The following is a 20222-nucleotide window of genomic DNA, read 5'->3' as shown; positions in this document are numbered from 1 at the left end:
GTCCCAAATATAGCAAAAAACTTTAATTGGGTTGCTTTATGCATTTTGGGTTAGAATTTTATTTCGAGATTCTTCACACGTTTGATTTTTTCCTGCGCATCGACCACTGCGACTGCTGCCATATTAACCATTTCTTCCACACTAGCGCCCAATTGGAAAATATGCACTGCTTTGCCCATACCCATCATAATAGGGCCAATCGAATCCACTTTGTAAAGCTCTTTAAGTAATTTATAGGTGATGTTAGCCGATTCGAGATTCGGAAAAATCAAGGTGTTGACCTTTTTACCAGCCAGTTTCGAAAACGGAAATTTAGCCTGAAGCATTTCTGGATTCAGTGCAAAATCGGCTTGAATTTCTCCGTCGACTATAAGGTCCGGATAGTAATTATGCAAATACGCCACCGCTTCTCTTACCTTGGAAGCACTTGGGTCTGAAGACGATCCGAAGTTTGAAAAAGAGACCATACCAATCACCGGTTCCATGCCGAACATTCGCACTGTTTTAGCCGTCATTAAGGCAATTTTCGCCAAATCATCGGCAGATGGGTTCGGGTTAATGGCCGTATCAGACAGGAACATCGGACCGCGATTGGTCATCATCATGTTGGTTGTGGCGATGAGTGAAATTCCCGGCGCCTTACCAATGAGTTGCATCACGGGCTTCACAACAGATGGATAACTTCTCGAAAATCCGGTTACCATCGCATCAGCTTCGCCTTCGTTAATCATCATTGCGGCAAAATAATTCCGCTCGCGCATCCATTTCTGGGCATCGAGCAACGATATTCCTCGGCGCTGTCTGCTTTTCCAATAGATTTCAGCATAACGCAGTCTGCGCTGGTCTTCTTCTTGGGTTTTCGGGTCGTAAATTGGCACTTCGGCGTCAAAGCCCAATTCTTCTTTTAGTTCTAATATAACTTCTTTATTTCCTAACAGTATCGGATAACCAATACCTTCTTCCAGCACAATCTGGGCGGCTTTCAGCACATCGAGATGATCGGCTTCGGCAAAAACAACACGCTTCGGATCAGTCTTGGCGCGGTTGGTCAGCAAACGAACCATTTTATTGTCTGAGCCCAGGCGTTCTAGCAATTCCTCTTTGTACTTGTCCCAATCATCAATCGGGTTAAGTGCCACACCGGAATCCATAGCGGCCTTTGCTACTGCCGGTGCCACTGTGGTAATCAATCTCGGATCGAAAGGTTTCGGAATGATGTACTCTCGGCCAAAAACAAGTTTAGTTTCGCCATAGGCTATATTCACCTGCTCGGGCACACTTTCTTTAGCTAAGGCAGCCAACGCTCGAACGGCAGCCATTTTCATCGCTTCGTTAATTTTAGTTGCGCGAACATCTAGCGCACCACGAAATATATAAGGAAAGCCTAAAACATTATTGACCTGATTGGGATGGTCTGACCGCCCTGTGGCCATGATGATGTCTTTCCGGGTAGCAATGGCTGTATTGTAGGCAATTTCCGGATTGGGATTCGCCATCGCAAAAACAATGGGATTTTCAGCCATACCCAAAAGCATTTCAGGCGTCATCAAATCTCCTGAAGACAAGCCTAAAAACAAATCAGCACCGACTAGGGCTTCTTCTAGCGAAATGGATTTGCCTTCACGAGCGTATTTCATCTGCATCGGAGAAATTGACGGATTGTCTTTGGTCAGTAATCCTTTGCTGTTGAACATATAAATATTCTCAGGTTTTACGCCCAGCAAAACATATAAATCCGCACAAGCCAAGGCCGCCGAACCTGCTCCAGAAACGACCATTTTGATTTTTTCGGCTTTTTTGTCGGCCAACTCCAGCGCATTGATTAAGGCCGCCGAGGAAATAATAGCCGTTCCGTGTTGGTCGTCGTGCATGACCGGAATCTGGAGCTCTTCTACCAATCGGCGTTCGATTTCGAAAGATTCGGGTGCTTTAATATCTTCTAGGTTGATTCCGCCAAAAGTAGGGGCGATATTCTTAACGGTTTCAATAAATTCATCGACATTCTTGGTGCCGATTTCGATGTCGAACACATCGATGCCCGCAAAAATTTTGAACAGCAAAGCTTTGCCTTCCATGACAGGTTTTGACGCTTCCGGCCCGATATCGCCTAGCCCTAAAACAGCGGTTCCGTTAGAAATAACCGCGACCAAATTGCCCTTTGCGGTATATTTATAAACGTTTTCTGTTTTCTTGGCAATTTCCAAACAAGGTTCGGCAACACCCGGCGAATAGGCCAGCGATAAATCTCTTTGGGTAGCGTATTTTTTGGTGGGAACGACTTGAATTTTTCCCGGCGTTGGTTTGGCGTGGTATAGTAAAGCTTCTCTTCTTTTGCTGTTATTGTTCATTTGTAGTTGGATTTGATTCCGACTGACAAAGGTAAAAGTATCGGTGTAATAAGGAAACTTTTTGGAGGATTAATCTCTATGAAAAACCAAAAAGACTACTTAGTTGATCGTCTTGGGTGCTTCTGGGCTAATTGGCTCTGTGGTTGAGTTTTCGTTATACTGGGTTTCTTCGATGTCTTGGCCTTTTCTGCCCAATTTTACTTTGGGTGCGTCTTTGGTTCCGGTAACCGTAAGTGGGATTCCGATGATACCCAGTGGTGGCAATCCTAAGCGCATTTTGATATTGAGTTGACCATCGAAACTGGTAGTTCCTTCTATCCGTGGTCGGAATCCGGCGAATTTGAATTTGAACCTTTCAATGGTAATAATGTTGTTTTTAATCGTGGTTTTAATATCCACCTTAGTCACGTCTGGATTGCGAATGGCGTCAGTATGGGTTTTATCGCTCACAGCTCCGAACATTTTGAAACCTTTCATCTTGACTTGTTTCACCGACAAAGTTCCGCCACCGGTTAGCGACGGATAAATAGGTTGCATGTTGCCATCCAGCTTGCCGCCTACTTTGTAATCTAGCGATACTTTCCCTTGGGCATTTTCGGCTGCAGAAGCCATTTCTCGGAACATTTTTATTTCATCATAAGCGCGTTTGATATCGAAGTTCTCGGCCTTAACTTTAAAATCGAAAGTAGCCCTTCTCGCATTGTCGCTAGCATAAAAAATATCCATGTTTACCGGACAATCGATGATATCAAAACCGGTGTTTTTGAGTTGCAGTTGACCGCCGGAAACCTTTAAATCACCCTTTCCTTTTTTGAGATTGAGCCCGTTGAAATCGACTTTTTCTGCATGGGCAAAGAACTGCAAATCAAAATTCTTTGGAATCACCACTACGCCAGTTTCGGTAGCAGCAGCTTTTGCCGTATTTGAAGCAGTAGTATCCACGGCCACCTGCGTCATAAATTCGTCGATGTTAATGTAGTTGGAAACCAAGTCGAATTTTCCTTTAAGTACCGCCGCATCAGAAAGTACAAAATCAATAACGTTTTGCAAATAGCCGTTCATTTTGAAATCCGACTGCCCGTAACTGGCAATGAAATCTGAGAAATCCATCTTGTCTTGACGGAACTTGAACAAACCTTCATTAATCGTGAATGGCTTTGGCAAATATTCGGTCGTGGTCTTGATGTTTTTGAGCTGCAAAGTACCGCTGTTTCGGAGTTTGTTGTAATTCCCGGCCATGGCGTCACTTTGTCGGCCTTGAAAAGCCACGTCGGCCTTGATGAATCCATTCATGTTCAAGCCTTTCATCGCAAAGACTTTGTACACTTTTCCTAGATCGATAGTACCTTTTGCTTTAAGATTGTATGCAACGTTATCAAAATTATCGAAACTGGCTTTGAGGTAAAACGGCTGGCCTTCAAAAACAAACGATGCCGGATTGATAACAACTTTAGACTCAGCAAACCTTCCACTTCCATTAGAAACCGAAGCCAGCATATTGATATTTTTGATTGGCCGCGGATAATATTGGGTTTGAATGTCGACACCCTTCATACTAATGATTCCTTTAGTCACCGGAAAAATCGACAGGGCTTTGTTGTATGCTCCGTTCGCTTTGAGGTTCATTTTGAGCAAACCTGCCAGTGTCATGTTTTCAAAACCGATGGCTTGATCGAGTTTTTTCAAATCGAGCGATGCCTGAATATCCGCTTTTATCTTAGGTTGTTTCAGCCCTTTGGACAAGACAATCGCTTTGAGGTAGTCTTTGCCAACATTGAAAAACAATGAGTCGAGTTTCACTTCAACATTTTCAGGGTTCAATCCGGGCAATTTGGTATCGAAATTCAGAAAGATGTTTGAAACCGGAAAAGGCGCATTCTTATATTCGATTTGCCCATCGCGGATTTTCATGTTGAACTGCAAATCGGGACTTTTTTGCTCCGAAGCAATGTATTGACCCTTTAGTGATAAAGCCAGCGAAGTGCTTCCTTTGACTTTGGTTTTCTCGAGCCAAGTGACGTATTCTGGCGGCAATGCGGTAAAGAAATCATTGAGGCGGCTGTCTTGCGAATCGATTTTGAAATCCATGTCGTAGCCGTTTTTCAAAAAATCGAATTTTCCGGTGAACTCTACCGGCAGTTTATTGATCTTAAGATTGTTCTGTTGGAAGACGAAGGCGAGCGAAGTCGTGTTGATTTTGGTAATCAAATCGGCCTTGATTTTCTTGTTGAGCAAATAGGCTTGCTTGTCGTAAGAGAAATTCAGCGAATCGATTTCGGCTTCAGTGTAAATATCAAAAACCGATTGGTCTAAGTCGCCTTTTCCGATGTAGTTGAAACCTTTGGCATCAATAAGGATTTTAGTAGACAAATCGTTGTACACCAAATGACTGTCGCGAATGTCAATTTTTTCTAATTTGAGCGAAGTGTTGGAGTTGGGGTCAGATGGCTTTTCGTCTTCGGAAACATAAACGTTGTAATTGGCTTCTCCTTTTTCGTTGACCCGAACATTCATCAGTGCATTGGAAAGGAAAATTTTATCAATCTTCACTTCGCTGTCGAAAATGAGGCTTTTCACATTGATTCCGAAAGCAATTTCATTGGCAGAGATTAAAGTTTCATTGCGATAAGGTGCCGATCCGTTGAGTTTGAAATCCTTTAAAGTTAAAGTTAGCGAAGGAAAATGGTTGAAAAAAGAAAGTTGGGCTTCAGAGAAATTCAACTCACCGTTGAGCCGCTCATTGGCGAAAGCTTTCACTTCTTGGGCTATTTTACCAGGAAATAAAATCGGAAACAAAAACATCGCAAGCAATAAAGCCAATATACTCAGCGCGGTGATTTTCAATGCTTTTACTAACGGTCTTTTCTTTGGTGTTTCCATGCGGCAAATTTAGCACTTTAGTTCAGTTGTTAAAACAAATCCCTGAAAAACAAAAAACCCTCTCAAAAAAATTCGAGAAGGCTTTTTTATTAATATAACTCAACTACTATTTTATTGCTTGATCAGCCTTGTGGTTTTCAAGCGGTTGTTGCTATCGGTGATTTTAACCAAATAAACCCCAGCTTTCAAATCAGTAACATCGAATCTCGAATCGATGCGTTGCGCGCCAAAAGTTTTCACGAGCTGCCCTGAAATCGAATAAACTTCCACTTTACTGGTGTTGGTATTGATTGAAAAATAATCGTCCGACGGATTGGGGAATAAGGTTACACTGTCACTCAAATCAAAAACGTCATTGCTCAAGGTAGCAGCACGATCGCCAAATACTCTGAATTGACCTGCTGGTATTGAGATAGGCGCCGTAGTATTGGTTACTTCATAAGTAGAATTGTCCATCAGGTTGTACCAAGTTCCGGTAGTGTAGAAATTCGGATTAATGGTTTGGTTTTCCACCGAGAAGTTGGCCAATATCACTACGTTTCTAATTTCATTGGTTGGCAAAGACGTATTGAAAACATAAATTCTTTGTTTGAGTGTATTGCCACCATCGGGACTGATAGAATAACTGCCTTCAAAGACCGGCTGGGTTTTCTTCAAATCGATAAATCTTGACCAGTCGCTATAAATTTGGGCCCTTTGCGGAACATTGAGCCAGTTATTGGTCCATTGGGGTTGTGGTTTGGTGTCGAGCTTACAATCTCCGGCTGGTGTACCGCCATCATAGTCGGTATTGACCGTTCCGTTGTTGCAAGTCCAGATGGAGTCGTTCATTCCCATTTCGGCAAAATGCCAAATCATTTTTGGTCCAGGAATCAAGATGGATGTAGCTCCAATAGCTGACATTCTACCTAGGGCATTGTTCAAATTATTCAAAGGCGAAGTTGTTCCGGCCACACCAAAAGTAATGGCTTCATACATCACCCTGTCTTTATCATGGCTTTCAGGATATCCCAAAAGTCTTTTAGCAGTAAAGCCACGTGAGTCTGAACCAATTCCGGCGATACTGGCTCCAGAACCTCTAGCCAAATCTTTGTATGCTGCATAAGATTCGCCCCACATCATAACCCCTTTGCTAATGCCATCTGCTTCGCCACTGATTCGGTAATTGGCCCATTGCTGTTCTTCATTGGCTGCCCCTAGGTGTTCAAAAATGGCATAGTGGTACGGATCTAAACTCCAAGAATAATCAGCATAAGCGCGCAGTACATCCACGCGGTCTTGCTGGTAGGAATTTGTACAAGCATCGCTCCCGGTGCAATTCTGTGTGAACCCTTTGGTTAAATCCCAACGGAAACCATCAATTTTAAACTCTTCAATCCAGTGTTTGATAACCCTTCTTACATAATATCTGGTGTATTCTGAACTGTGGTTGAAATCGTTTCCTACACTATAGCTGTGTGTGGCAGTAACATTAAAATATGGGCTATCTGATGCCGGACCACCCCAACCGTCTCCATCAGGATCAGACATCCACATGCGGTTCATCGGGTTTCTTCCGAAGGCGTGATTTAGCGCAACGTCAAGAATCACCGCAATTCCGTTTTGGTGACACAAGTCGATAAACTCTCGAAGTTTGTTCTCTGGACCGTAGAATTTATCTAAAGCCAGATGGAACGAGGTATTGTATCCCCAACTCTCATTGCCTTCATATTCCATTACCGGCATAAGTTCGATGGCATTGATCTTTAGGTTTCTGAAATAATCGATACGATCAATTAAATTTTGATAACTTCTTTGGGAATCAAAATCGCGAATCAATACTTCATATACCACTAAGTCTTCTTTTTTAGGCTTAGTAAAATTGGTGACTTGCCAATTGTAAGGTGTTTGTCCGGTTTTAAACCAAGTCACTTCTCTTTCTTGTCCGCTAGGATATGCTGGGATGTTCGGATAATTGACCGATGGAATGCCCGGGTCATCAAATGGTGATAACACCATAGTTGAGAATGGATCAGCAGTTTTTACTAATCTGGGCGAATTGGTCGTTGGCGTGTTATCAACTACCCAATATTGATAGGTATAATCAACGTTTGCTGTTAAACCTGTAAGTTCCAACCAGAATTTTCCGGTAGTTGGATCTTTTTTCATGGCATGACTCGGACCTGGCTGATAGTTGTTGAAGCTTCCGGCTACATAGATGAAATCTTTTCCGGGTGCTGTTAACACTAAGGTGGCTTTGCTTGGGTCAGAGGCGTTATAGTTGACTCCATCTTCTAATGTTGGGGACGGCAAGGCTTGCGAAATTACTCCGGGATCGACCACTACATAAAACTTTTTGGTTTGCAGCGAAGTGCCTTGTGAAACCTCTAACTCATAGCTTTGATTTTGCGTAATATCTGTGTGTGTGAACGAATAGGATGTTCCGCTAGCTGTATTGATACTGACTCCGTTGGCCTTGAGATTGTAATTTGCATCGCCGTTAGTATTGGTAGCCTGAATTGTTCTGCTGCCACCAGAATTGATAATGGTCGTACTGTTCTCAGCAGGTGTTGTAAGAGTGGTTTGAAAAAGCCCGACGTCGAAAATAAAATCGCCACAAGAAGGTGCCTTTTTTAAAGTTTGGGTGCCCGTAGCATTTCTGAAAACCATTCCCATTTTTGTGGCTCCGGCTTGCTGGGTTGCATTGAGCCCGAAGTATACACTTGGAGTCAAAGTAATGCGGTAAACCCCTGGCCCTACATTAGACATAAGTCCGACGCCATTGTCAACACCCCAATTTCCTATTACTGAAAATCCAAAAGCATTGGATGAATTTCCGATTCCAGCGTGCATATATACCTTGACCGGAGAATTTCCCATTGTATTACATGTTGTAATAGGATAGGTTACGGTAATAGTAATCTGATCTGTCACGTTGAAAGTAGCTGGTGAAATCGTTACTTGTGAGTACATCACAACCGAAAACAAGCTAAATAACCAACTGAATAAAACTGTCTTTTTCATAGTCTTCTTTTGTTAAAAAAGGGCTGTTATTAGGCAGCCCTTTCGTTAGCATTTTTTTAAATTTAATTAGCTACCAATTCGTAGGTGTAATTTCTTGGTGTGTTGGTATCCAATGTAATAACGTAATTCTGTTTACTTCCGTCATCGGTTCCCGGAACTCTAATGTCGCCCGCAGAGGTAGCCAAATCGGTAAGTGGATAATGATTCAGCACGCCAGAGGTTGAACCAGCACCTAACAGTGACACTGCCGGGTTTCCGTTCACCGATTTGAATCTGAACTTCCTGCCTTTGAAAAGTTCGAAAGTCAATTCCCATTTTTTGGTTGTTGAATTGTAAGTCATCGGTCGGTTTGTTGCAAAAGGAACTCCTTTAGCGGTACCGAAAATTCCAAAAGAAGTAAACGATGAGATAGCATATGATAGCGCGGGTACTCCATTAGTTGCAGTAGAACTCAAGTTTGCTTTTACAAAATAGTGCCCAGCAACAGCAACATTAAACGAATCAGAGCCTCCTGCCACCAAGCTTCCTGCAGTAAGTCCGTATACAGTTGGCGAGGTATAATCACCACAAGCATCCGGCTGATAGAATTTATAATTCCCCGGCTCTAGATACATATAACCTTCATAATCCGAATTTGTCAAGAAACTAGAACTGGCCAATTTCAATGCTGCATTCGGGTCGCCTGAATCCTTAACAAAAGCTAAAGCAAGTGGCGTTTTAGGATAACCTGTAACGGCAACAGAAATCGGATTTGAATATTGAGGAATCGAATTCGAAGAAATCCCCAATATCGACTTAATCTTGATATCGATGTTCATTTGGTTGCAATTAAAGCTAGGAAGTTGGTTCATCGCAGTATTCAAATCGTCTACTGACAAGGTTGAAGTTCTGGAGTCTGCTTCAGTATCAATCACCAAATCAGGAAGTACAACTTCATTAGCTGGGTTGGCTTGGTCAGATATAACCACGTAGTATTTGGGTACACTTGAAACACCATAAGTACTTCTATCCCAATTCAAAATCGCGAATGTATCACTTTTGTTGGCTTCAGAAAATACTGTTGGTGGTGTAACCAACGCATCTTTACGTAGTTCGAAAGCAGTTCCGCCAGCCACGGGGTCTTTATCATTTGTACACGACCAGAAAGCAGTAAATACAAGAAACAAGGTTGCTATTTTCAGTATATTTTTCATTGGTAATTCCATTTAATTAGTGTATCCTGGATTTTGTGTAAGATTAGGATTGGCCTGAATGGCTTTGAGTGGTATTGGAAACAAGTTGTAGTGTGCTGGTATAGAAGTTCCGTCTTTCACACCACCTTTCCATGGCCATAGGTATGAACCGCCTGTAAACTTACCATAACGAATCAAATCAGTTCTTCTGTGTCCTTCAAAATTCAACTCTCTGGCCCGCTCTTCTAGAACAAAGTCAGGTGTCAAATCTCCGGCTGTGATTGTGGTAGCGTTAGAACGGGTCCGAATATCATTCACATAGCCCACTGCTTCAGATACACTTCCTCCAGCTCCTCTTGCCACACATTCAGCATAAATTAGATAAACATCAGCCAATCTAAAAAGTGGAAAATCTGTGTTGGCAAATGAAGCAATAGTTGTAGTTCCTATGAAATTGGTGTTTCTGAACTTCGTTGAAGGAAATCCATCAATCCAGGCTTTATAATCGTTCATCTCGTAATTGTGGCGTTTTGCGGGATCTTCATTGCTTGACCCTGTCCAGAACAACTGAGCTCTGGCATCATTTGAAGCTTCAAGTGCAGCAGTAGAGTTTCCAAATAAACCATACCATGCTTTGGTTGCTCTATGCCCGCCCCATGCATTGGTTCCTCCACCTGGATTTCCGTAGTCATTGGCATTCATGGTAATGTCATTTAAACTTCCATTAATCAGATAAGTGGTATTGCCATAGCTTTGACTTACTTGTGAATCAGCAATTAAAGCATAAATAATCTCGTTTTTAGCAGAAGTCCGGTCATTGTCGGCTTGGAATAAACTTCCAAAATTGGGTGCTAAACTGTATCCACCTTCGTCAATCACTTTTTTAGCATAAGTCATCGCGTCTGCATAACGGTTGGTTCCTCTGTAAACTTCCGCATTCAAATAAAGCTTAGCGAGCAACATTCTGGCTGTAGATCGGTTGGCTTGTCCGTAACCGATATACATAGGCAGTTTTGGCTCAATGTCTAATAATTCAGATTCTAGGAAATCGAAAATCTCTGCACGGGTTGATTCCGCTTTTAATGTACCTGGCGCATCAGTTTCAAGTAAAAGAGGTCCTTTACCAAAACAGTCTATCAAATAATAATAAGCCAAAGCCCGTAAGAATCGCATTTCGCTGATGATTTGATCTTTACTGGATATATTGTATAAATTCATTTGATTAATTACACCATTAGCTTGGGTAGCCGTGTAATAAATCCTATTATACAAGTAACCAAAAAACTTGTTGTTGTTGGTCCAGTCTGTGGCTGTTGTAAGTTGGTCTAGCCCGTTATCACCCCATCGATTTTTCATGCCATCAGCAGTAAAATCCTGCAAGTTGATAATCCCTCTTAAGAAAGGTGATTCACCTGGGTCATCGCCGGGAACGTTAGTACTTCCTGGACCTGAAGGCCCAGATAAAGCTAAGGAGCCGTATACCTGAGAAACCAAACCGGCCAAAGTAGGCTGCTCTGCTAGTAACTGTTCTAGGTTTTTATCTTTCCCTTTAGGTTCTGTGTTAAGGTCGTCTGTACAACCAATGGATAGTAGGAGAATTAACCCTAATCCGATACCATGTATTTTAAATGTCTTCATCATTTATTTGTTTATTAAAAGTCAAGGCTTAACCCAAATGTATAGGTGATTGGTCTTGGATAGAAATTTCCATCAATAGCACCAAAATTTTCAGGGTCTTGACCAGAATAATTAGTAATCAAGAAAGCGTTATTAACTGATCCTGTTAGTTTGAGTGTCGATTTTTTTAAGAACTTATTGAATTTATACGAAAGTGAGATGTTATCGCATCTTAAAAAGGTAGCATCCTCTAGGTAGTGGTCTGAAAATGGTACATTGTTCAAACTTCCGGCAACAATCAAAGGATTGACAGATTCAAGAACATTGTAAAGCGCATTTCCATTTAATGAGGCAGCACTGCTCAGAGCTCCTTGGTTCTTTTGCTTCAAGTTATACACCTGACCGCCAAGTTGCCCTCTAAAATTAGCTGAAAAATCCCAATTTTTGTAACTGATGTTAGTATTGAATCCGTAGGTCCAATTAGGCTGAGTAGCCACATAGTATCTGTCGGCATTGGTAATCTGACCATCTCCGTTTCTATCAACATAAGAGCCCACAACGATATCGCCATTGGCATCATAAACCTGCTCGAATACCCATGCTGATCTAGGCTGATCGCCCACGTGATGATACAACAAATAAGAGCCTGTTCCTTCAACGCTGGAATCTTGAACCTGAACCACTGATCTGTCTTCCAGACTCGCTACTGTGCTATAATTGTATGCGATGTTTCCACCAAGCGTCCAAGTAAAATTATCATTACTGATAGGCTTTACATTCAAGGCAAATTCGAAACCTTCACCATCAATCTCTCCAATATTCTTCACAAAATCACCTGAAACAGTTCCTCCGGCTGGATAGGTAACCACAGCCAAAAGATCTGTAGTTTTACGTTTGTATACATCAACACTTCCCGATACCAAACCGTTTTTGAACAACTCGAAATCTAACCCAAAATTGGTAGTGATTGTGGTTTCCCATGTCAAATCTTCGCTATAGCTAAGCGGAGTATATACTGTAATGTTGGGTAGATATTGGCTGTTCAAATCCCCAGGTGTAAAAAGTAGTTGTGTTGGAAAATAGCCAACCGATTTACCTCCTAAATCAATACTCGCTATGTTAGATTGTCCGGTTTTACCCCAACCTAGTCTTAACTTCAAATCGCGAATTGTTTTGGAATCCTTTAGAAAAGCCTCTTCTTTAATTTTCCACGCTGCTCCCAACGCTGGGAAGTATCCCCAACGGTTAGCGGCTGTATATAATGATGTCGCATCAGCTCTCATGGTGGCAGTCAATAAGTATTTACCTAACAAATCAACATTGGTTCTAGCAAAGAAAGCCTGAAGGTTCAGTGGAGAGTAATATCTTTTGTTCGGGTCATTTGGATCAACTTTGGGAATTTGTACTCCAGTAACTGGGTCGGTCTGCGTTTCGTATTTATTGCCATCGACCTTGAAATTCTGATAAGAATATCCTGCCTGAGCATCAAATCTAGTGATGAACCCTGTGAGGCTTTTACTGTAAGCCAAATAGGCATCCATTGTTGTATTGGTAGAGGTTTGGTTCTCAAGATAAGCCAATCCGGGGTTGAAAATATATTGGTTTGGAGTGGTTGAGACTGGCACCCTTGTGTATTTAGCAATCGCGTTGTTGGAATAGCTTTCTCTGATTCTGGCCTGTGAGGCATCTATTCCTAAATTCAACACTGCTCGCAAATCTCTTAGGAACGGAAGCTTGTAATCAAACTCGATGTTTCCCAAGAATCTCAAAGCCCTTTCTGGCCTTTCCCTCTGATTCAAAACCGCTAAAGGGTTCCAAGAACCAAGAATAGAGTTGTTGGTGTCAAGCGATTGGGCATAGCCTCCGAAAATGCTTCCAGGACTTGAATCGTAAACAGGTTTGGTCGGATCCATACTCAAGGCATTCCCAAGAGAACCTCCTTCATCAATACTATTTTTATCGGTATATGTTCCTTTTGCGTTGAGATCGATTTTCAAATCATCGTTCAAGAATTTAGGAGTCATCTTGAAGGAATAGGTCAGACGCTCATAATCGCTCGTCTTTACTAACCCCTGAACATTGCTGTAACCTAAAGAAAATCTGAATGGAATTTTTTTGTATAGGTTGGCTCTAGCTGTAAAGTTATGGTCTGTAGAAATCGCCGTTCTTAGAATCTGATCTTCCCAATCTGTGTTACTCAAGATTCTACCCTCAATCACATCAGTAGTACCGAGGTCATCTGTAGCTGTGGTATTTGGATCATCAACTCCGAGCAGGTTGGTTTTAGTGGGATGATATCTCTGAATGAATTTCATGTATTGATCACCATTCATCACGTCAAGCGACTTAGCCAACTTACCCATGGAAACATTTGCCGAATAATTGAATTGCGGCTCTCCACTGGTTCCTTTTTTAGTGGTAATCAATATTACACCGTTTGAAGCCCTAACACCATAAATAGCAGTTGCTGAGGCATCTTTCAGAATTGAAAAACTCTCAATATCATTAGGATTTATTAACGTAAAAGGGTTATTCACCCCAGCTGGGTTCAAATCACTCAATGGCACCCCATCGATAATAATTAATGGATTGTTAGAAGCGTTCAGAGAAGCGCCTCCTCTAATTCTAATATTAGGTGCAGAGTCCGGAGAACCTCCATTATTGGTAATCCTAACACCAGCAGCTTTTCCCGCAAGTAATTGGTCAACCGACACAATGGCTCCTTTGTTAAAATCTTTGGAGGTAATCAACGACACCGAACCTGTTGCGTCTTTCTTTTTAGCAGAACCATACCCAACTTGGATCATTACTTCTTGCAACTGATTGGCCTGCTCTTCGAGGCTAACCGTAAGATTGGCTTCTCCGTTATAGGCAACAACTGCCGGGTTGTAACCAACATAAGAAAAACTGAGTTTGTCGCCTTTCTTGACTGGGCCAATTTTGAATTTTCCATCAAAATCAGTCTGACTGCCGGCGGTCGATCCCTGAATTAGAACGTTGACTCCCGGAATCGGCTGCTTCGATACTTTATCGAGAACAGTACCCTCTATGGTGCTTTGTGCAAAAATCCCCGAGGGCAGGAGCAACATAAAAAATAACAACTTTTGGTAAATTGTTTTCATACATTTTGTTTAAGTTAGAGTTTCGTTTTTTGAGCTTATACTTTACTTCGAAACGTTAAATTTAAGTAAATTTTTCGTTTTCCATGACTAACGCTTGTTAATTGTAGGTCGAAAACGTTTTCGTGTTGAAAACTTTCGAGTTGTATTAATTTTTTAAGTATAAAATTTCCATTAACCAAAAATAAAATTATCTTTATTCAGAAAACCACATTTACCTTTTGGGCCCACATGAAAAGAAAAGTCACCCTGAAACAAATCGCCAAAGAACTCGATGTTTCCATTTCTACCGTATCCAAATCCTTGCGCGACAGCCCTGAAATCAGCGAAGACACCCGTCAAAAAGTCCAAGCGTTCGCCAAACTTTATAATTATAAGCCCAACCTCATTGCGCTGAGTCTAAAAAATAAGAAGACCAAGACCATTGGCATTATCATCCCAGAAATTGTGCATCATTTTTTTGCAACGGTCATCAGCGGTATTGAGCACATTGCCAACGAACGCGGCTACAACGTAATTGTCTGTTTATCCGATGAGTCTTTCGACAAAGAAGTCATCAACATGGAAATGCTCGCCAACGGCAGTATCGACGGATTTATCATGTCGCTTTCCAAAGAAACCCAGCTCAAAAAAGATTTTCACCATATCAGTGAGGTCATCAATCAGGGAATGCCTGTGGTGATGTTCGACCGCGTGACCAACGACATTCTTTGCGACAAAGTGATTATCGACGATAGTCTGGCTGCGTATCAAGCCGTTCAAGATTTGATTAACAACGGTTTCGAGAAAATCGGATTAATTACCACTGTGGATTACGTCAGTGTAGGAAAACTAAGAACCGAAGGCTATCTCAAAGCACTTAAAAGCAGTGGCATTGTAGTCGAGGAAAATCGCATCGTCAAAATCGAAGACATTGATAATTGTGCCGATCAAATCGAGAAACTTATCGCTACCCAATCGCTCGATTCTATTTTTGCTGTGAATGAATTGTTCGCCGTAACCGCCATCAAAACCGCTAAAAAATTAGGACTAAAAGTTCCCGAAGACCTCGCCGTGATTGGCTTCACTGACGGAATCATTTCTACCTACTCCTCGCCTAGCATTACCACGGTAAGTCAGAACGGAATCAAGATGGGCAACAAGGCCGCACAGATGCTCATTGAAAGATTGGAAGCCGAAGACGAAGAAGACGAACAATACAAAACCGAAGTCATCGAAACGCATTTGGTGCTGCGCGAATCTACGCCGCCACTGCAATAATTTCAGCTTAAATTTCAACGCGTTGTTTATCGATAATTTTTAGGATTTCTTTGTTGAAAAGAAAAATAACCTATATTTACAGCCGATTTATCAGAACTTATACTTTACTTCGAAAATAATAGTAAGTTTTGATAAGCAAAGCGCTTATCGTATTGAATCTTTAAATTACGATAATGGAAAAGCGTAAATTAAGTTTCTGGCAAATCTGGAACATGAGTTTCGGGTTTCTAGGAATCCAGTTCGGTTTCGCCCTGCAAGGCGGCTACATGTCCAGAATTTTTCAAACTTTAGGTGCCGAGCCGCACGACATTCCCGGGCTTTGGATTGCTGCGCCGCTCACTGGGCTTATCGTCCAACCCATCATCGGTTATTTAAGCGACCACACTTGGTCGGCCAAACTCGGGCGAAGAAAGCCTTATTTTCTTTTGGGTGCCATCCTGAGTTCGTTTGCGCTGTTTTTCGTTCCGTATTCTTCAACTTTATGGATTGCTGCAGGATTCCTCTGGATTCTTGACGCCTCAATCAACATTAGTATGGAGCCGTTTAGGGCATTGGTTGCCGACAAACTTCCAGACGAACAACGCTCTTACGGATTTATTCTGCAAACACTCATTATCGGAATCGGTACTTGGGTAGCTTCTAACTTGCCATGGTTGGTTAAAAAACTAGGCTTTTCAGAAACTTCAGATTTGAATGTCATTCCAGAAAATGTAAAAGTCGCTTTTGGTATCGGCGCACTGGTTTTTTTAATCAGTATTCTTTATACTGTACTTACTACCAAAGAATATCCGCCTTCCGACCTTGAAGCATTCAAAAACAAAAAAAAGAACACCAATTTTTTCTCAGATATAAAAGAAGCCTACCAATCTATGACCGGCACGATGCTTAAATTGGGCATCATCCAGTTTTTCAGTTGGTTCGCTTTTTTTACCATGTGGAGTATGGCTACTCCGGCACTGACAGAACATGTGTTCAAAGCACCTGCTCCTTTGCAAAAAGATTTTGACCTGGCCGATGTTGCGCAAAAAATCAAATTTGACGAGCTCAATGCCGCCTTTCAATCGGCTTCGGATTCAGTAGGTTCAGCGATGGGATTATACGGACTTTCTTCGATGGCTTTTGCACTATTGCTCACTTTCTATTCGGCAAAAATCAAAATCAACAGAAAATACGTTCACATGTTCTCGCTCATTTCAGGTGGTTTAGGATTTATCAGCATGAGTTTTATTCCCGACCCATCTTATTTGAACTTGTCCTTTATATTAATCGGGTTTTCTTGGGGAAGTATTCTCTCGATGCCTTATGCAATGTTGTCAAGTTCTGTAGACGAAAACAAAATGGGACTCATGATGGGCTTGTTCAACATGTTTATTGTAATTCCTCAGATTATCGCTGCACTTGGCGGAGTAAATCTACTCTCGAAGATATTTGGTAGCGGTGCCATTGCCCCGATGTTACTGGCCGGAACTTCACTCGTGATTGCCGGTTTAAGCAACTTCTTAATTACCGACCCAAAAGTTATTAAAGGATAAACCTGCCTCAATGAACAAAAAAGCATTCATATTCGACCTCGACGGCGTGATCGTAGATACTGCGAAATACCATTTTTTGGCTTGGCAGAAAATTGCCAGTCAGCTCGGGATCGAATTTACCCCAGAACATAACGAAAAATTAAAAGGTGTGAGCCGGGTCCGCTCTTTAGACATCATCTTAGAACTCGGCAACATCGATGCTTCACAAGTCGAAAAAGACCAATGGCTGAAGCAGAAAAACGAAGACTATCTGTCCTATTTAGTGAATATGGATTATAGCGAAATCTTGCCCGGAGTAATGCCAGTGCTTGAGTATTTAAAAGAGCACAATCAAGGCATTGCACTCGGATCAGCCAGTAAAAACGCAAGACCGATTCTAGAGAAAACAGGCATCCTGCGTTATTTCGAGGTCATTATCGACGGCAACGATGTGAGCAACGCCAAACCCGATCCGGAAGTTTTCCTGCAAGCGGCTCAAAAACTCGGTATTGAGAACGCACAATCTTTTGTGTTTGAAGATTCAGAGGCCGGTATTCAGGCAGCGAATATTGCAGGCATGACAAGCATCGGTATCGGCGACGCGCAAATCTTGCATGAAGCAAATTACATTTTCAGAGACTTCACGTTCATGGATCTCCATTTCATCGAATCATTAATCAAAAAATAAAAAACGAAAAGAATAAGGTTTCGGCCTTAGCATGTCACTAATTGAAAAATCAAAAAAATGAATCAGGATTATATCAAAGCAGACAATTGGTCTATTATCGAAGAAGGATTTGATGCCGAAAGAGTAAAATCGTCTGAAAGCCTTTTCAGTATCGGCAACGGAGCCATGGGGCAACGCGCCAATTTTGAAGAGCACTACACCGGAGAGACTTTCCAAGGAAGTTATATCGCCGGTGTGTATTACCCCGACAAAACCAAAGTGGGCTGGTGGAAAAACGGTTATCCAGAGTATTTCGCCAAAGTACTCAACGCCCCAAACTGGATTGGAATCGATATCGAAATCAACGGAGAAGCTTTCGATTTGCACGCTTGTACACAAGTGTCGCATTTCCGTCGCGAGCTCAATATGAAAGAAGGCTGGTACCATCGCTCGTTCGAGGCCACCTTGAAAAACGGCACCCAAATTCGCGCAGACATCCGTCGTTTCCTTTGTATGGATCTTGATGAATCCGGAATCATCCGCTACGAAATCACTCCTATTAATAAAGATGCTACCATTGCTTACAAACCTTATGTCGATGCCGGCGTAAGCAACGAAGACGCCAACTGGGAAGAAAAATTCTGGGAACCGCTCGAGGTGAAGCACAGCCAGAATTCGGCTTTTGTGACCGCGCGCACTTTCAAAACGCATTTCATCGCAACGACGTTTATGCACAATACGATTTGGCTCAACGGCCAGAACGCGACCCTAAATCCGGAAAACGTCGAATCTAACAACGAAAAAATCCAATTCACTTACTCGGTGAATGTGGCTCAAAATACAACTTCATCGATAGAGAAAATCGGCGGCTACACCGTATCGATGAACCATGAGAACACGCTGGCGGCGGCTGAAAAAGTCATCGCAACCGCGTCGCAGCTCGGCTACGAAAAACTACTGGAGCAACAAAAAAACGCCTGGGCCAAAATCTGGGAAATGTCAGACATCACCATCGAAGGCGACGTAAAAGCCCAGCAAGGCATCCGCTTCAATATTTTCCAACTCAACCAAACTTATTCCGGAAAAGACTCGCGCCTGAACATCGGCCCGAAAGGCTTCACCGGAGAAAAATACGGAGGCTCCACTTATTGGGACACCGAAGCGTATTGCATCCCGTTCTATATGGCGACCAAAGACCAACAAGTAGCCAGAAACCTACTGACTTATCGCTACAATCAACTCGACAAAGCGATCGAGAATGCCCAGAACAATCTCGGATTTAAAAACGGCGCGGCTTTGTATCCGATGGTGACCATGAACGGCGAGGAATGCCACAACGAATGGGAAATCACCCACGAGGAAATCCACCGCAACGGGGCGATTGCTTTTGCGATTTACAATTACCATCGCTACACCGGCGATTACAGCTACATTCCTGAAAAAGGCCTAGAAGTTTTAATCGGGATTGCACGTTTTTGGCATCAAAGAGCGTCGTTCTCCAAGCAAAAAAACCAGTACGTCATTTTAGGCGTGACCGGGCCGAACGAATACGAGAACAACGTCAATAACAACTGGTACACGAACTATATCGCGAAATGGTGCATCGATTACGCCGCTGAGCAGATCCAGAAAGTCGCCGCAGAATACGCTGCCGACCACAAGCGCATCATCGAAAAAGTCAAACTATCCGATGCCGAAATCGCCGAGTGGAAAAAAGTTTCGGGTAATATGTATTTCCCTTATTCGCAGGAACTCGGCATTTACCTGCAACAAGACGGTTTCCTCGACAAAGATTTAGTTCCGGTGAAAGACCTCGACAAATCGCAACGCCCGATTAACCAAAAATGGAGCTGGGACCGCGTGCTGCGTTCACCCTACATCAAACAAGCCGACACTTTGCAAGGATTCTATTTCTTCGAAGACCATTTCACCAAAGAACAACTCGAGAAACATTTCGATTTCTACGAGCCGTTCACCGTACACGAAAGTTCACTCTCGCCTTGTGTACACTCGATCCAGGCGGCAGTACTCGACAAAATGGACATGGCCTACACGTTCTATTTAAGAACCTCGCGCCTGGATTTGGACGATTACAACAAAGAAGTCGAAGAAGGCTGCCACATCACCTCGATGGCCGGCACTTGGATGAGCATCGTAGAAGGATTCGGCGGCATGCGCATCAAGAACGACACGCTGCATTTCACGCCCAGAATTCCGAAACAGTGGGACGGTTATTCGTTCAAAATCAATTTCCGCCACCAGATTTTAAAAGTGTCGGTGCATCAGAATGAAACGAAATTTGTGCTCGAAGGCGATCACGAAATCAAAGTTGTGGTCAACGGAAAAGAGGTTTTGGTCGAGCCGAATAATTTAGTGACGGTTTAATTTTTGGGCGTTACGGGCGGGCTGTCCGCTATATCTTTTACGCCGAACACCGGCGCAAAAGGATGCCGCTGCCATCCCTAACGCATATAGTCTTCAACGGAAGACGACGTTCTTACTTGAGCTTCTTCTTTTGTCTTGATACAAATCGAAGATTCACCGAACACAACTGAAAAATAATAATCGTGTGAGGTAAAGAAGCAAAAATCAAGGCTGCACAAAATCAGCTAAAAATCCGTTCAGTTCGCCCTTTGGGCTCGGGT

10 protein-coding genes are annotated in these 20222 nt (G+C 42.5%); 4 read left to right on the top strand and 6 right to left on the bottom strand.

The features are described from left to right. Positions 1–50: 50 nt before the first annotated feature. The 6 genes from G4D82_RS05975 to G4D82_RS05950 form a co-directional block, all read right to left on the bottom strand. A complete protein-coding gene (locus G4D82_RS05975) occupies positions 51–2348 on the bottom strand; it encodes an NADP-dependent malic enzyme (protein WP_166335549.1) in 2298 nt (765 codons plus the stop codon). Positions 2349–2447: 99 nt separating this feature from the next. Next, positions 2448–5228 (bottom strand): AsmA family protein, encoded by a 2781-nt coding sequence (locus G4D82_RS05970; RefSeq protein ID WP_166335547.1) that lies wholly within the window; start codon positions 5226–5228, stop codon positions 2448–2450. A gap of 111 nt (positions 5229–5339) precedes the next feature. Beyond that, positions 5340–8231, bottom strand: a complete 2892-nt coding sequence (locus tag G4D82_RS05965; RefSeq protein WP_166335545.1) for an alpha-amylase family glycosyl hydrolase — start codon at positions 8229–8231, stop codon at positions 5340–5342. 62 nt (positions 8232–8293) lie between these two features. Beyond that, positions 8294–9424, bottom strand: a complete 1131-nt coding sequence (locus tag G4D82_RS05960) for a SusE domain-containing protein (protein ID WP_166335543.1) — start codon at positions 9422–9424, stop codon at positions 8294–8296. 12 nt (positions 9425–9436) lie between these two features. After that, positions 9437–11044 carry a RagB/SusD family nutrient uptake outer membrane protein gene (locus tag G4D82_RS05955; RefSeq protein WP_317167560.1) on the bottom strand — a complete coding sequence of 536 codons (1608 nt, stop codon included), beginning with the start codon at positions 11042–11044 and terminating at the stop codon, positions 9437–9439. Positions 11045–11055: 11 nt separating this feature from the next. Next, entirely contained in the window at positions 11056–14142 is a 3087-nt protein-coding gene (locus G4D82_RS05950) for a SusC/RagA family TonB-linked outer membrane protein (protein ID WP_166335541.1), read from the bottom strand. Between the two features lie 228 nt (positions 14143–14370). Between G4D82_RS05950 and G4D82_RS05945 the strand changes: the two genes are divergently transcribed. The 4 genes from G4D82_RS05945 (at position 14371) to G4D82_RS05930 (ending at position 19962) form a co-directional block, all read left to right on the top strand. Beyond that, entirely contained in the window at positions 14371–15399 is a 1029-nt protein-coding gene (locus tag G4D82_RS05945) for a LacI family DNA-binding transcriptional regulator (protein ID WP_166335538.1), read from the top strand. 173 nt (positions 15400–15572) lie between these two features. After that, a complete protein-coding gene (locus tag G4D82_RS05940; RefSeq protein WP_166335536.1) occupies positions 15573–16931 on the top strand; it encodes an MFS transporter in 1359 nt (452 codons plus the stop codon). A gap of 10 nt (positions 16932–16941) precedes the next feature. Continuing rightward, positions 16942–17598 carry a beta-phosphoglucomutase gene (pgmB, locus tag G4D82_RS05935; RefSeq protein ID WP_166335534.1) on the top strand — a complete coding sequence of 219 codons (657 nt, stop codon included), beginning with the start codon at positions 16942–16944 and terminating at the stop codon, positions 17596–17598. A 57-nt stretch (positions 17599–17655) separates the two neighbouring features. After that, positions 17656–19962, top strand: coding sequence for a glycoside hydrolase family 65 protein (locus tag G4D82_RS05930; protein WP_166335532.1), 2307 nt, complete (start codon positions 17656–17658; stop codon positions 19960–19962). The last annotated feature ends 260 nt before the right edge of the window (positions 19963–20222 follow it).

It is taken from the genome of Flavobacterium lotistagni, from assembly GCF_011392125.1.
In the GTDB taxonomy this organism is placed as follows: Bacteria; Bacteroidota; Bacteroidia; order Flavobacteriales; family Flavobacteriaceae; genus Flavobacterium; species Flavobacterium lotistagni.
Note: the sequence above shows the minus strand (reverse complement) of the source record. Positions and strands in the feature narration are given on the sequence as shown.